Source organism: Citrobacter telavivensis (assembly GCF_041807075.1).
Lineage (GTDB): Bacteria > Pseudomonadota > Gammaproteobacteria > Enterobacterales > Enterobacteriaceae > Citrobacter_A > Citrobacter_A telavivensis.
Map to the genome: position 1 here is coordinate 1 of NZ_JBGUBF010000016.1, position 15,265 is coordinate 15,265.

Below are 15,265 nucleotides of genomic sequence, written 5' to 3' on the forward strand. Positions count from 1 at the left end.
TCGAATCTGAAGTGTACATTCTGTCCAAAGACGAAGGCGGCCGTCATACTCCGTTCTTCAAAGGCTACCGTCCGCAGTTCTACTTCCGTACCACTGACGTGACTGGCACCATCGAACTGCCGGAAGGTGTTGAGATGGTAATGCCGGGCGACAACATCAAAATGGTTGTTACCCTGATCCACCCGATCGCGATGGACGACGGTCTGCGTTTCGCAATCCGTGAAGGCGGCCGTACTGTAGGCGCAGGCGTTGTTGCTAAAGTTCTCAGCTAATCGCTGATAACATTTGACGCAATGCGCATTAAAAGGGCATCATTTGATGCCCTTTTTGCACGCTTTCGAACCAGAACCTGGCTCATCAGTGATTTTATTTGTCATAATCATTGCTGAGACAGGCTCTGAAGAGGGCGTAGAGCCCGGAATGCCCACATGCATTTCGGCACAAGGTTGACAGGTTAGCCTCGCATTCGCGGGGTGAAATTATTTGTAGAATACTTCTGACAGGTTGGTTTATGAGTGCGAATACCGAAGCTCAAGGGAGCGGGCGTGGCCTGGAAGCGATAAAGTGGATCGTGGTTGTGGCATTGCTGATCGTGGCAATTGTTGGCAACTATCTTTATCGTGACATGATGCTGCCGCTGCGTGCGCTGGCCGTAGTAATTCTGATTGCTGCAGCGGGTGGTGTCGCGCTGTTGACGACAAAAGGTAAAGCGACCGTTGCTTTTGCCCGCGAAGCGCGTACTGAAGTACGTAAGGTCATTTGGCCGACTCGCCAGGAAACATTGCACACCACGCTGATTGTGGCTGCGGTTACCGCAGTAATGTCACTGATCCTGTGGGGACTGGATGGTATTCTGGTTCGCCTGGTTTCCTTTATCACTGGCCTGAGGTTCTGAGATGTCTGAAGCTCCTAAAAAGCGCTGGTACGTCGTTCAGGCGTTTTCCGGTTTTGAAGGCCGCGTAGCAACATCGCTGCGTGAGCATATCAAATTACACAATATGGAAGAGTTGTTTGGCGAAGTCATGGTGCCGACCGAAGAAGTGGTCGAAATCCGTGGTGGTCAGCGCCGTAAGAGCGAGCGTAAATTCTTCCCGGGTTACGTGCTGGTCCAGATGGTCATGAATGACGCGAGCTGGCACCTGGTGCGTAGCGTGCCGCGTGTGATGGGCTTTATCGGCGGAACATCTGACCGTCCGGCGCCGATCAGCGACAAAGAAGTTGATGCGATTATGAACCGCCTGCAGCAGGTTGGTGACAAGCCGCGTCCGAAAACGCTGTTTGAACCAGGTGAAATGGTGCGTGTCAACGATGGTCCGTTTGCTGATTTCAACGGTGTCGTTGAAGAAGTTGACTACGAGAAGTCCCGCCTGAAAGTGTCCGTCTCTATCTTCGGTCGTGCGACCCCGGTAGAACTGGACTTTGCTCAGGTCGAAAAAGCCTAAGCAGCGATCAAAAAAGCGGCGATTTAATCGTTGCACAAGGCGTGAGATTGGAATACAATTTCGCGCCTTTTGTTTTTATGGGCCAGGCCCGTAGAACGATTTTTATATCACGGGGAGCTTCTCTGAAGCGTTATCACCCAATTTGAGGATTATTAGAATGGCTAAGAAAGTCCAAGCCTACGTCAAGCTGCAGGTTGCAGCTGGTATGGCAAACCCGAGTCCGCCGGTTGGTCCTGCTCTGGGTCAACAGGGTGTTAACATCATGGAATTCTGCAAAGCGTTCAACGCTAAGACTGATTCCATCGAAAAAGGTCTGCCGATTCCGGTTGTTATCACCGTTTACGCTGACCGTTCTTTCACCTTCATTACCAAAACACCTCCGGCAGCTGTTCTGCTGAAGAAAGCGGCTGGTATTAAGTCTGGTTCCGGTAAGCCGAACAAAGACAAAGTAGGTAAAATTTCCCGCGCTCAACTGCAGGAAATCGCGCAGACCAAAGCTGCCGACATGACTGGTGCCGACATTGAAGCGATGACTCGCTCCATCGAAGGTACTGCACGTTCCATGGGCCTGGTAGTGGAGGACTAAGAAATGGCTAAACTGACCAAGCGCATGCGTGTGATCCGTGAGAAAATTGATGCGACCAAACAGTACGACATCAATGAAGCTATCTCTCTGCTGAAAGAACTGGCTACTGCTAAGTTCGTAGAAAGCGTAGACGTTGCCGTTAACCTCGGTATCGACGCGCGTAAATCTGACCAGAACGTACGTGGTGCAACTGTACTGCCGCACGGTACTGGCCGTTCCGTTCGCGTAGCCGTATTTACCCAGGGTGCAAACGCTGAAGCTGCTAAAGCGGCTGGCGCTGAACTGGTAGGTATGGAAGATCTGGCTGACCAGATCAAGAAAGGCGAAATGAACTTTGACGTGGTTATTGCTTCTCCGGATGCAATGCGCGTTGTTGGCCAACTGGGCCAGGTTCTGGGTCCGCGTGGCCTGATGCCAAACCCGAAAGTGGGTACTGTAACCCCTAACGTTGCTGAAGCGGTTAAGAACGCTAAAGCAGGTCAGGTTCGTTACCGTAACGACAAAAACGGCATCATCCACACCACCATCGGTAAAGTGGATTTTGACGCTGACAAACTGAAAGAAAACCTGGAAGCTCTGCTGGTTGCGCTGAAGAAAGCAAAACCGACTCAGGCGAAAGGCGTGTACATCAAGAAAATCAGCATCTCCACCACCATGGGTGCTGGTGTTGCCGTTGATCAGGCTGGTCTGAGCGCTTCTGCGAACTAAGATTAGCTTTACGTGGGCGGTGGATTTGTCTACAATTCTACCCCCACGATTCTGTTGAAAGAGACAGACGCTATGTGAGTCATTTGAATTGCGGCCAATGCGGCTGAGATTCAAATGTCGAAGTCATAGAAAAGATTTGTTCGTTGGAGCCTGGCCTATCCAGGCCTCCGTCGAAGACCGCAGGTGTTTCGTAAGAGACTTAATCCCCTGCGTAGACGGTGACAGAACGCTAAGATTATTTTTGGATACTCTGGCTTGTTTCTGCTCACCGTATTAAGACGCTCTTTTCGTTGGAAAGAGTGAAGTGAGTTCCGGAACATGAGTTCCGGCAAACATCCAGGAGCAAAGCTAATGGCTTTAAATCTTCAAGACAAACAAGCGATTGTTGCTGAAGTCAGCGAAGTAGCCAAAGGCGCGCTGTCTGCAGTAGTTGCGGATTCCCGTGGCGTAACTGTAGATAAAATGACTGAACTGCGTAAAGCAGGTCGTGAAGCTGGCGTTTACATGCGTGTTGTTCGTAACACCCTGCTGCGCCGCGTCGTTGAAGGTACTCAGTTCGAGTGCCTGAAAGACACGTTTGTTGGTCCGACCCTGATTGCATACTCTATGGAACACCCGGGCGCTGCTGCTCGTCTGTTCAAAGAGTTCGCGAAAGCGAATGCAAAATTTGAGGTCAAAGCCGCTGCCTTTGAAGGCGAGCTGATCCCGGCGTCTCAGATCGACCGCCTGGCAACTCTGCCGACCTACGAAGAAGCAATTGCACGCCTGATGGCAACCATGAAAGAAGCTTCGGCTGGCAAACTGGTTCGTACTCTGGCTGCTGTACGCGATGCGAAAGAAGCTGCTTAATTGCAGTTATCTTTTTAAAGCATCTGCTTACGTATAAACTTATTCTGATATTCAGGAACAATTTAAATGTCTATCACTAAAGATCAAATCATTGAAGCAGTATCCGCTATGTCCGTAATGGACGTTGTAGAACTGATCTCTGCAATGGAAGAAAAATTCGGTGTTTCCGCTGCTGCTGCTGTAGCTGTAGCTGCTGGCCCGGTTGAAGCTGCTGAAGAAAAAACTGAATTCGACGTAATTCTGAAAGCTGCTGGCGCTAACAAAGTTGCTGTAATCAAAGCAGTACGTGGCGCAACTGGCCTGGGTCTGAAAGAAGCTAAAGACCTGGTAGAATCAGCTCCGGCCGCTCTGAAAGAAGGCGTGAGCAAAGATGACGCAGAAGCACTGAAAAAATCTCTGGAAGAAGCTGGCGCTGAAGTTGAAGTTAAATAAGCCAACCCTTCCGGTTGCAGCCTAAGAAATTAGGCTGATGGCTGGTGACTTTTTGGTCACCAGCCTTTTTGCGCTGTAAGGCGCCAGTAGCGTTTCACACTGTTTGACTACTGCTGTGCCTTTCAATGCTTGTTTCTATCGACGACTTAATATACTGCGACAGAGCGTCCGTTCTGGGTAAATCGCAATGAAATGGTTTAAGCGTGATAGCAACAGGCATTGCGGAAAGTATTCGATTTTCCGGTCAACAAAATAGTGTTGCACAAACTGTCCGCTCAATGGACAGATGGGTCGACTTGTCAGCGAGCTGAGGAACCCTATGGTTTACTCCTATACCGAGAAAAAACGTATTCGTAAGGATTTTGGTAAACGTCCGCAAGTACTGGACATACCTTATCTCCTTTCTATCCAGCTTGACTCGTTTCAGAAGTTTATCGAGCAAGATCCTGAAGGGCAGTATGGTCTGGAAGCTGCCTTCCGTTCCGTATTCCCGATTCAGAGCTACAGCGGTAATTCCGAGCTGCAATACGTCAGCTACCGCCTTGGCGAACCGGTGTTTGACGTTCAGGAATGTCAGATCCGTGGCGTGACCTATTCCGCACCGCTGCGCGTAAAACTGCGTCTGGTGATCTACGAGCGCGAAGCGCCGGAAGGCACCGTTAAAGACATTAAAGAACAAGAAGTCTACATGGGCGAAATTCCGCTCATGACCGACAACGGTACCTTTGTTATCAACGGTACTGAGCGTGTTATCGTTTCCCAGCTGCACCGTAGTCCTGGCGTCTTCTTTGACTCCGACAAAGGTAAAACCCACTCTTCGGGTAAAGTGCTGTATAACGCGCGCATCATTCCTTACCGTGGTTCCTGGCTGGACTTCGAATTCGATCCGAAGGACAACCTGTTCGTACGTATCGACCGTCGCCGTAAATTGCCTGCGACCATCATTCTGCGTGCGCTGAACTACACCACTGAGCAGATTCTGGATCTGTTCTTTGAAAAAGTTATTTTCGAGATTCGCGACAACAAGTTGCAGATGGAGCTGGTGCCGGAACGCCTGCGTGGTGAAACCGCCTCCTTCGACATCGAAGCGAACGGCAAAATCTACGTTGAGAAAGGCCGTCGCATCACTGCGCGTCACATTCGCCAACTGGAAAAAGATGATATCAAACACATCGAAGTTCCGGTTGAGTACATTGCAGGAAAAGTATCCGCAAAAGATTACGTTGATGCTTCAACTGGCGAGCTGATCTGCCCGGCGAACATGGAGCTGAGCCTGGATCTGCTGGCGAAACTGAGCCAGTCTGGTCACAAACGTATCGAAACCCTGTTCACCAACGATCTGGACCACGGCCCGTACATTTCTGAAACCGTACGCGTCGACCCAACCAACGATCGTCTGAGCGCGCTGGTAGAAATCTACCGCATGATGCGCCCGGGTGAACCGCCGACGCGTGAAGCGGCTGAAAGCCTGTTTGAGAACCTGTTCTTCTCTGAAGACCGTTATGACCTGTCTGCGGTCGGTCGTATGAAGTTCAACCGTTCTCTGCTGCGCGACGAAATCGAAGGTTCCGGTATCCTGAGCAAAGACGACATCATTGAAGTGATGAAGAAGCTCATCGATATCCGTAACGGTAAAGGCGAAGTCGATGATATCGACCACCTCGGCAACCGTCGTATCCGTTCCGTAGGCGAAATGGCGGAAAACCAGTTCCGCGTTGGCCTGGTACGTGTTGAGCGTGCGGTGAAAGAGCGTCTGTCTCTGGGCGATCTGGATACCCTGATGCCTCAGGACATGATCAACGCCAAACCGATTTCTGCCGCAGTGAAAGAGTTCTTCGGTTCCAGCCAGCTGTCTCAGTTTATGGACCAGAACAACCCGCTGTCTGAGATTACGCACAAACGTCGTATCTCCGCACTCGGCCCAGGCGGTCTGACCCGTGAACGTGCAGGCTTTGAAGTTCGAGACGTACACCCGACTCACTACGGTCGCGTATGTCCAATCGAAACGCCTGAAGGTCCAAACATCGGTCTTATCAACTCCCTGTCCGTGTACGCACAGACTAACGAATATGGCTTCCTTGAGACGCCGTACCGTCGTGTTGTTGATGGCGTGGTAACTGATGAGATTCATTACCTGTCTGCTATTGAAGAAGGTAACTTCGTTATCGCTCAGGCGAACTCCAACCTGGATGACGATGGCCACTTCGTAGAAGATCTGGTTACCTGCCGTAGTAAAGGCGAATCCAGCTTGTTCAGCCGTGATCAGGTTGACTACATGGACGTTTCCACCCAGCAGGTGGTTTCTGTCGGTGCGTCCCTGATCCCGTTCCTGGAACACGATGACGCCAACCGTGCATTGATGGGTGCGAACATGCAACGTCAGGCGGTTCCGACTCTGCGCGCTGATAAGCCGCTGGTAGGTACCGGTATGGAACGTGCTGTTGCCGTTGACTCCGGTGTAACTGCGGTGGCTAAACGTGGCGGTACCGTTCAGTACGTGGATGCATCCCGTATCGTTATCAAAGTTAACGAAGACGAGATGTACCCGGGCGAAGCAGGCATCGACATCTACAACCTGACCAAATACACCCGTTCTAACCAGAACACCTGTATCAACCAGATGCCGTGTGTGTCTCTGGGTGAGCCGGTAGAACGTGGTGACGTGCTGGCTGATGGCCCGTCTACCGACCTCGGTGAACTGGCGCTCGGTCAGAACATGCGCGTCGCGTTCATGCCGTGGAACGGTTACAACTTCGAAGACTCCATCCTCGTCTCCGAGCGTGTTGTCCAGGAAGACCGTTTCACTACCATCCACATTCAGGAACTGGCGTGCGTGTCCCGTGACACCAAGCTGGGGCCGGAAGAGATCACCGCTGACATCCCGAACGTGGGTGAAGCTGCGCTCTCCAAACTGGATGAATCCGGTATCGTTTATATCGGTGCGGAAGTGACCGGTGGCGACATTCTGGTTGGTAAGGTAACGCCGAAGGGTGAAACCCAACTGACGCCGGAAGAGAAACTGCTGCGTGCGATCTTCGGTGAGAAAGCGTCTGATGTTAAAGACTCTTCTCTGCGCGTACCAAACGGTGTTTCCGGTACGGTTATCGACGTTCAGGTCTTTACGCGTGATGGCGTAGAAAAAGACAAACGTGCGCTGGAAATCGAAGAGATGCAGCTGAAGCAGGCGAAGAAAGACCTGTCTGAAGAACTGCAGATCCTCGAAGCGGGCCTGTTTAGCCGTATCCACGCTGTGCTGGTTTCCGGTGGCGTTGAAGCTGAGAAGCTCGACAAACTGCCGCGTGACCGCTGGCTGGAGCTCGGCCTGACCGACGAAGAGAAACAAAATCAGCTGGAGCAACTGGCTGAGCAGTATGACGAACTGAAACACGAGTTCGAGAAAAAACTCGAAGCGAAACGCCGCAAAATCACTCAGGGCGACGATCTGGCACCGGGCGTGCTGAAGATTGTTAAGGTATATCTGGCGGTTAAACGCCGTATCCAGCCTGGTGACAAGATGGCAGGTCGTCACGGTAACAAGGGTGTTATTTCTAAGATCAACCCGATCGAAGATATGCCTTACGATGAAAACGGCACGCCGGTAGACATCGTACTGAACCCGCTGGGCGTACCGTCTCGTATGAACATCGGTCAGATTCTGGAAACCCACCTGGGTATGGCTGCGAAAGGTATCGGCGATAAGATCAATGCCATGCTGAAACAGCAGCAGGAAGTCGCGAAACTGCGTGATTTCATCCAGCGTGCGTACGATCTGGGCGCTGACGTTCGTCAGAAAGTTGACCTGAATACCTTCAGCGATGAAGAGGTTCTGCGTCTGGCTGAAAACCTGCGCAAAGGTATGCCAATCGCAACGCCGGTGTTTGACGGTGCGAAAGAAGCGGAAATTAAAGAGTTGCTGAAACTGGGTGACCTGCCGACTTCCGGCCAGATTACTCTGTTCGATGGCCGTACGGGTGAGCAGTTCGAGCGTCCGGTAACCGTAGGTTACATGTACATGCTGAAACTGAACCACCTGGTTGACGACAAGATGCACGCGCGTTCTACCGGTTCTTATAGCCTGGTTACTCAGCAGCCGCTGGGTGGTAAGGCGCAGTTCGGTGGTCAGCGCTTCGGGGAGATGGAAGTGTGGGCGCTGGAAGCTTATGGCGCAGCATACACCCTGCAGGAAATGCTCACCGTTAAGTCTGATGACGTGAACGGCCGTACGAAGATGTATAAAAACATCGTCGATGGCAACCATCAGATGGAACCGGGCATGCCGGAATCCTTCAACGTACTGTTGAAAGAGATTCGTTCGCTGGGTATCAACATCGAGCTGGAAGACGAGTAACTCTCGCTCAAACAGGTCACTGGTGCTGGCGTAACCGCCAGCACCAGATTGTGCTAACTCCGACGGGAGCAAATCCGTGAAAGACTTATTAAAGTTTCTGAAAGCGCAAACTAAAACCGAAGAGTTTGATGCGATCAAAATTGCTCTGGCCTCGCCAGACATGATCCGTTCATGGTCTTTCGGTGAAGTTAAGAAGCCGGAAACCATCAACTACCGTACGTTCAAGCCTGAGCGTGACGGCCTTTTCTGCGCCCGTATCTTTGGGCCGGTAAAAGACTACGAGTGCCTGTGCGGTAAGTACAAGCGCCTGAAACACCGTGGTGTTATCTGTGAGAAGTGCGGCGTTGAAGTGACCCAGACTAAAGTACGCCGTGAGCGTATGGGCCACATCGAGCTGGCGTCTCCGACCGCTCACATCTGGTTCCTGAAATCGCTGCCGTCCCGTATCGGCCTGTTGCTCGATATGCCGCTGCGCGATATCGAACGCGTACTGTACTTCGAATCCTATGTGGTTATCGAAGGCGGCATGACGAATCTGGAACGCCAGCAGATCCTGACTGAAGAACAGTATCTGGATGCGCTGGAAGAGTTCGGTGACGAATTCGACGCGAAGATGGGTGCGGAAGCTATTCAGGCCCTGCTGAAGAGCATGGATCTGGAGCAAGAGTGTGAAACTCTGCGTGAAGAGCTGAACGAAACCAACTCCGAAACCAAGCGTAAGAAGCTGACCAAGCGTATCAAACTGCTGGAAGCGTTCGTACAGTCTGGCAACAAGCCAGAGTGGATGATCCTGACCGTTCTGCCGGTTCTGCCGCCAGATCTGCGTCCGCTGGTTCCGCTGGATGGTGGTCGTTTCGCAACGTCCGATCTGAACGATCTGTATCGTCGCGTGATCAACCGAAACAACCGTCTGAAACGTCTGCTGGATCTGGCTGCGCCTGACATCATCGTACGTAACGAAAAACGTATGCTGCAGGAAGCAGTTGACGCCCTGCTGGATAACGGTCGTCGTGGTCGTGCGATCACCGGTTCTAACAAACGTCCTCTGAAATCTTTGGCCGATATGATCAAAGGTAAACAGGGTCGTTTCCGTCAGAACCTGCTCGGTAAGCGTGTTGACTACTCTGGTCGTTCTGTTATCACCGTAGGTCCATACCTGCGTCTGCATCAGTGCGGTCTGCCGAAGAAAATGGCACTGGAGCTGTTCAAACCGTTCATCTACGGCAAGCTGGAACTGCGTGGCCTCGCCACCACCATCAAAGCCGCGAAGAAAATGGTTGAGCGCGAAGAAGCTGTCGTTTGGGATATCCTGGACGAAGTGATCCGCGAACACCCGGTACTGCTGAACCGTGCACCAACACTGCACCGTCTGGGTATCCAGGCATTTGAACCGGTACTGATCGAAGGTAAAGCCATTCAGCTGCACCCGCTGGTTTGTGCGGCATATAACGCCGACTTCGATGGTGACCAGATGGCTGTTCACGTACCGCTGACGCTGGAAGCCCAGCTGGAAGCGCGTGCGCTGATGATGTCTACCAACAACATCCTGTCTCCTGCGAACGGTGAGCCAATCATTGTTCCTTCTCAGGACGTTGTATTGGGTCTGTACTACATGACCCGTGACTGTGTTAACGCCAAAGGCGAAGGCATGGTGCTGACTGGCCCGAAAGAGGCTGAGCGTATTTATCGCGCTGGCCTGGCCTCTCTGCATGCGCGCGTTAAAGTGCGTATCACTGAATACGAAAAAGATGCTAACGGCGAGTTCGTTGCGCACACCAGCCTGAAAGACACGACCGTTGGCCGTGCCATTCTGTGGATGATCGTACCGAAAGGTCTGCCTTTCTCCATCGTCAACCAGGCGCTGGGCAAGAAGGCTATCTCCAGGATGCTGAACACTTGCTACCGTATTCTGGGGCTGAAACCGACCGTTATTTTTGCGGACCAGACGATGTACACCGGCTTTGCTTATGCAGCGCGTTCAGGTGCATCCGTTGGTATCGATGACATGGTCATCCCGGAGAAAAAACACGAGATCATCTCTGAAGCAGAAGCGGAAGTTGCTGAGATCCAGGAGCAGTTCCAGTCTGGTCTGGTCACCGCCGGCGAACGCTACAACAAAGTTATCGATATCTGGGCCGCGGCGAACGATCGTGTATCCAAAGCGATGATGGACAACCTGCAGACTGAAACCGTGATTAACCGTGACGGTCAGGAAGAACAGCAGGTTTCCTTCAACAGCATTTACATGATGGCCGACTCCGGTGCGCGTGGTTCTGCTGCACAGATTCGTCAGCTTGCCGGTATGCGTGGTCTGATGGCGAAGCCAGATGGCTCCATCATCGAAACGCCAATCACCGCGAACTTCCGTGAAGGTCTGAACGTACTCCAGTACTTCATCTCCACGCACGGTGCGCGTAAAGGTCTGGCGGATACCGCACTGAAAACAGCGAACTCCGGTTACCTGACTCGTCGTCTGGTTGACGTTGCACAGGACCTGGTCGTTACTGAAGACGACTGCGGCACCCTGGAAGGCATCACCATGACGCCGGTTATCGAAGGTGGCGACGTGAAAGAGCCGCTGCGCGATCGCGTTCTGGGTCGTGTGACTGCGGAAGACATTCTGAAGCCGGGTACGGCGGACATTCTGGTTCCACGCAACACGCTGCTGCACGAACAGTGGTGTGACCTGCTGGAAGCGAACTCCGTTGACTCTGTGAAAGTCCGCTCCGTTGTATCTTGTGACACCGACTTTGGTGTATGTGCGCACTGCTACGGTCGTGACCTGGCGCGTGGTCACATCATCAACAAAGGTGAAGCCATCGGCGTTATCGCGGCACAGTCCATCGGTGAGCCGGGTACACAGCTGACGATGCGTACGTTCCACATCGGTGGTGCGGCATCTCGTGCGGCTGCTGAATCCAGCATCCAGGTGAAAAATAAAGGTAGCATCCGTCTGAGCAATGCGAAGTCGGTTGTGAACTCCAGCGGTAAGCTGGTTATCACCTCCCGTAACACTGAGCTGAAACTGATCGACGAATTCGGTCGTACCAAAGAAAGCTATAAAGTGCCTTACGGCTCTGTGATGGCGAAAGGTGATGGTGAGCAGGTTGCCGGCGGCGAAACCGTCGCGAACTGGGATCCGCACACCATGCCGGTTATCACGGAAGTGAGTGGTTTTGTCCGCTTCACTGACATGATTGACGGTCAGACCATTACGCGTCAGACCGACGAACTGACCGGTCTGTCTTCTCTGGTGGTTCTGGATTCCGCAGAACGTACTACCGGTGGTAAAGATCTGCGTCCTGCGCTGAAAATCGTTGATGCTCAGGGTAACGACGTTCTGATCCCGGGTACCGATATGCCTGCGCAGTACTTCCTGCCGGGTAAAGCGATTGTTCAGCTGGAAGATGGCGTACAGATCAGTTCTGGTGACACCCTGGCGCGTGTTCCGCAGGAATCAGGCGGTACCAAGGATATCACCGGTGGTCTGCCGCGCGTTGCGGACCTGTTCGAAGCACGTCGTCCGAAAGAGCCGGCAATCCTGGCTGAAATCAGTGGCATCATTTCCTTCGGTAAAGAAACCAAAGGGAAACGTCGTCTGGTTATCACCCCGGTAGACGGTAGCGATCCGTACGAAGAGATGATCCCGAAATGGCGTCAGCTCAACGTGTTCGAAGGTGAACGTGTAGAACGTGGTGATGTGGTTTCCGACGGTCCGGAAGCGCCGCACGACATTCTGCGTCTGCGTGGTGTTCATGCTGTGACGCGTTACATTGTTAACGAAGTTCAGGATGTATACCGTCTGCAGGGCGTTAAGATTAACGATAAACACATTGAAGTTATCGTTCGTCAGATGCTGCGTAAAGCCACCATCGAAAGCGCAGGTAGCTCCGACTTCCTGGAAGGCGAACAGGTTGAATACTCTCGCGTCAAGATCGCTAACCGCGAACTGGAAGCGAACGGCAAAGTGGGCGCAACGTTCTCCCGCGATCTGCTGGGTATCACCAAAGCGTCTCTGGCAACCGAATCGTTCATCTCTGCCGCATCGTTCCAGGAGACCACGCGTGTCCTGACCGAAGCAGCCGTTGCGGGTAAACGCGACGAACTGCGTGGCCTGAAAGAGAACGTTATCGTAGGTCGTCTGATCCCGGCGGGTACCGGTTATGCGTACCACCAGGATCGTATGCGTCGCCGTGCTGCGGGTGAACTCCCGGCTGCACCGCAGGTGACTGCAGAAGACGCCTCTGCCAGCCTGGCAGAACTGCTGAACGCAGGTCTGGGCGGTTCTGACAACGATTAATCGTTGGTGCCCGGCGGTGAAAATTGCCGGGCAAAGGAAGCGTAGGTCGGGTAAGCGTAGCGCCACCCGACAACAAAAAACCCGCCTCGGCGGGTTTTTTTACGTCTGTATTATTTTAGTTCAGCGGCGGCAAGCGGCGATACAGTTCAATCATGTCGCCCGCCAGATCCTGAATCACCATCGCGTTCATCAGATGGTCCTGCGAGTGGACGGTGATCAGATTCACCGGAAGCTTACCGGTTCCTTCATCGATACCTATTAGCTGTGTCTGGATTTTATGCGCCAGCTTGACGTAATCGCGCGACTCTTCCATCGCCTGTTCTGCACCGGCAAAGTCGCCCTTGCGGGCCAGTTGCAGGGCAGTCAACGCCTGGCTACGCGCCGAACCGGCATTAACCAGCAACTCCATAATGATGGTTTCTAACTCTTCCATATTATGACTCCATCAGCTTCAGGGCTTTTTCCAGAACGGCGTCACCTTTCATCATGCCGTAATCCATCATGTCGATCACCGCGACTTTCTTGCCGAGCGGATCGGCCAGCGCCTGCAATTTTGCCTGTTCGTACTTGACCTGCGGTCCCAGCAGGACGATATCCGCTGTGGCTATATTCTCCTTGAACTCAGCGACAGGCACGGCCTTGATCGTCACCTCGATCCCTTTCTTTTGAGCGGCATCTTTCATTCGTTGTACCAGCATGCTGGTGGACATACCGGCGGCACAGCATAAAACGATATTCTTCATAGTTCGCTCTCACGGTTCGTTGATACCCCATCTTTAGTCTGAGGTTGTGATGAGAACAACCGCCTTACCGTGAATGTGTGTAAAGCATCACAAAGTAATCGCACAAATAATGAAACCGGTTGCGGTTTTTCTCAAAATGGAAAAAAGCCTGTCGTAACGGGTGTTACAGAGAAGGAGAGACTAGCGGTTCGCGTTGACGATCCGGTTTTTTCCTTCCTGTTTGGCCTGGTATAGCGCTTCATCAACGCGCATGATCAGTTGTTCCTGCGCTTCCAGATTCCATTCCCCGAGTCCGGCGCTAAAAGTGACGTGCAGACCCTCTTCACGCCAGGTGCGCTTCGCGATCTCAGTGCGCCAGTGTTCCAGCAGGGTATGCGCGTTGTTCAGTGACTCACCCGAGAACAGCACGGCAAACTCCTCGCCGCCATAGCGATAAACGGAAACGGCGGCGGACTGCATGATCTGAATCCCTTCACGCGCGACGTTGCGAAGGACAATGTCACCATTCAGATGTCCCCAGGTATCGTTGATGGACTTAAAGTCATCAATATCCACCAGTGCCAGGGCGAACGGTTGGTGATCGTTCATCAGCGCGGCAATATCGCTGTCGAATGCGCGGCGGTTTTTACACCCGGTCAGGGCATCAATGGTCGCCTGTCGAACATAAGCCAGTTCGCGCGCTTTATTGGACTCGATAGCCTTGCTCAGCATCGCTTCAAGGCGCGGTGCGCGTTTAACATCACCAGTTTTGATAGCGTTGATGATATTCATCAGCACGGTGTGTGAAGCGTGTCGTAGATAGAGACCAAACAGCGCAATGATGATCGCCGCGAGGGCAAATCCCCAGATCACAATATTGGTCTCATGGCGCGTCAGGTCGACCAGCGTCGTGTCTGAAACCCGATAAATCACAAACCAGTCCGGGTTAGTGAACGAATAGTAGTAGTACCAGTCCTGAGTCTCCGGATCGTACAAATGCCCCTCACCGTTGGTCATCTGGCGCATGGTTTTTTTACTGACATACGGCTTAAACAGTGAGCCTGTATCCGGATGCAACACCACTTTCCCGTCGCGGTCGACCACAAAGAACTCGCCCTGGACGGGAGCCACCATCTGGCGCAGAGCGTAGCCCATCGACGTCAGATCAAGATGAAACGCAATCGTGCCTTTCAGTTTCCCTTCAGGAGAGATGACCGGTTTGTAGATAGTCACAGTCGGGTGGTGCGTGAAATAGTCAATATAGGGCGCGGTATAGTTGCTAAATGTGCTGGCTTCGGCCTGATCCACAAACCAGGGCCGCGATTTCGCATCGAACGTTTTGCTGCGTTCGGTGTTCTGTACCTGAGGGGCGCGCAGGTAATGTCCTTCGACATCCGCCAATGAGATTGAGGAGACTGACGGCATCAGCGTCTGCAGTTGCATGAGCGTTTTCAGCCCCTCCTCCGGTTCGAGGTTCACCGTGTCGTTCAGGTGGTCATTGCGAGAAAAGTAGGTCGCTGCACGACCCAGAATATAATCATTTTCACGCAGCAAAGACTCGGTGTAGTTCACCGCCAGGTTGTGGGTAAAGTTCCGGTTAATGCCATGATAATCCTGAAGAAAATCATTCTTCTGCATAAAGGTAATGAATATGGCGATCAGTACAAAGCTGAGTATGATCCCCGTAAAGCTCACCAATATTGGAGTCGTGAATGAAAGTTTTCTGTTATGACCTGCCATTACGTTAACTTATCCAGAAAGTGTAAATCCTGAAAAGAAGTGCAAAGTGAAATCAGCAACGTGGCTCTGCATATCAGGAAAGAGTGTATGCAATTATAATCTCGCGAAGATAAGTCGGGATGATTTATCTTAAGAAGT

12 protein-coding genes are annotated in these 15,265 nt (G+C 52.3%); 9 read left to right on the top strand and 3 right to left on the bottom strand.

Features of this window, described 5'->3' with window-relative positions; all coding sequences use genetic code 11:
• The 9 genes from ACERJC_RS25035 to rpoC form a co-directional block, all read left to right on the top strand.
• On the top strand, nt 1–272 hold a 272-nt coding region (locus tag ACERJC_RS25035), incomplete at its 5' end, for an EF-Tu C-terminal domain-related protein (RefSeq protein WP_023910262.1).
• Nucleotides 273–511: 239 nt separating this feature from the next.
• Nucleotides 512–895, top strand: a complete 384-nt coding sequence (gene secE / locus ACERJC_RS25040; protein ID WP_046493551.1) for a preprotein translocase subunit SecE — start codon at nt 512–514, stop codon at nt 893–895.
• 1 nt (nt 896) lies between these two features.
• Nucleotides 897–1,442, top strand: a complete 546-nt coding sequence (gene nusG / locus ACERJC_RS25045) for a transcription termination/antitermination protein NusG (RefSeq protein WP_003862341.1) — start codon at nt 897–899, stop codon at nt 1,440–1,442.
• 157 nt (nt 1,443–1,599) lie between these two features.
• Nucleotides 1,600–2,028: a 50S ribosomal protein L11 gene (gene rplK / locus ACERJC_RS25050; RefSeq protein ID WP_012133815.1), complete on the top strand. Its 429-nt coding sequence runs from the start codon at nt 1,600–1,602 to the stop codon at nt 2,026–2,028.
• A gap of 3 nt (nt 2,029–2,031) precedes the next feature.
• Nucleotides 2,032–2,736: a 50S ribosomal protein L1 gene (gene rplA, locus ACERJC_RS25055; RefSeq protein ID WP_046493695.1), complete on the top strand. Its 705-nt coding sequence runs from the start codon at nt 2,032–2,034 to the stop codon at nt 2,734–2,736.
• Between the two features lie 351 nt (nt 2,737–3,087).
• Entirely contained in the window at nt 3,088–3,585 is a 498-nt protein-coding gene (gene rplJ / locus ACERJC_RS25060; protein WP_001207203.1) for a 50S ribosomal protein L10, read from the top strand.
• Between the two features lie 66 nt (nt 3,586–3,651).
• The gene (gene rplL / locus ACERJC_RS25065) at nt 3,652–4,017 is read left to right on the top strand and encodes a 50S ribosomal protein L7/L12 (protein WP_012133812.1); all 366 of its coding nucleotides are present in this window, start codon (nt 3,652–3,654) and stop codon (nt 4,015–4,017) included.
• A 319-nt stretch (nt 4,018–4,336) separates the two neighbouring features.
• On the top strand, nt 4,337–8,365 hold the full coding sequence (rpoB, locus tag ACERJC_RS25070; protein ID WP_152401311.1) for a DNA-directed RNA polymerase subunit beta: 4,029 nt from the start codon (nt 4,337–4,339) through the stop codon (nt 8,363–8,365).
• Between the two features lie 76 nt (nt 8,366–8,441).
• The gene (gene rpoC, locus ACERJC_RS25075) at nt 8,442–12,665 is read left to right on the top strand and encodes a DNA-directed RNA polymerase subunit beta' (protein WP_286632079.1); all 4,224 of its coding nucleotides are present in this window, start codon (nt 8,442–8,444) and stop codon (nt 12,663–12,665) included.
• Between the two features lie 115 nt (nt 12,666–12,780).
• On the opposite strand, the gene ACERJC_RS25080 is transcribed toward rpoC, so the two are convergent.
• The 3 genes from ACERJC_RS25080 to ACERJC_RS25090 form a co-directional block, all read right to left on the bottom strand.
• On the bottom strand, nt 12,781–13,098 hold the full coding sequence (locus ACERJC_RS25080) for a PTS lactose/cellobiose transporter subunit IIA (RefSeq protein WP_286632080.1): 318 nt from the start codon (nt 13,096–13,098) through the stop codon (nt 12,781–12,783).
• A 1-nt stretch (nt 13,099) separates the two neighbouring features.
• Nucleotides 13,100–13,408: a PTS sugar transporter subunit IIB gene (locus ACERJC_RS25085; protein ID WP_042326229.1), complete on the bottom strand. Its 309-nt coding sequence runs from the start codon at nt 13,406–13,408 to the stop codon at nt 13,100–13,102.
• A 180-nt stretch (nt 13,409–13,588) separates the two neighbouring features.
• The gene (locus ACERJC_RS25090; RefSeq protein WP_373672712.1) at nt 13,589–15,127 is read right to left on the bottom strand and encodes a sensor domain-containing diguanylate cyclase; all 1,539 of its coding nucleotides are present in this window, start codon (nt 15,125–15,127) and stop codon (nt 13,589–13,591) included.
• Between the last annotated feature and the right edge of the window lie 138 nt (nt 15,128–15,265).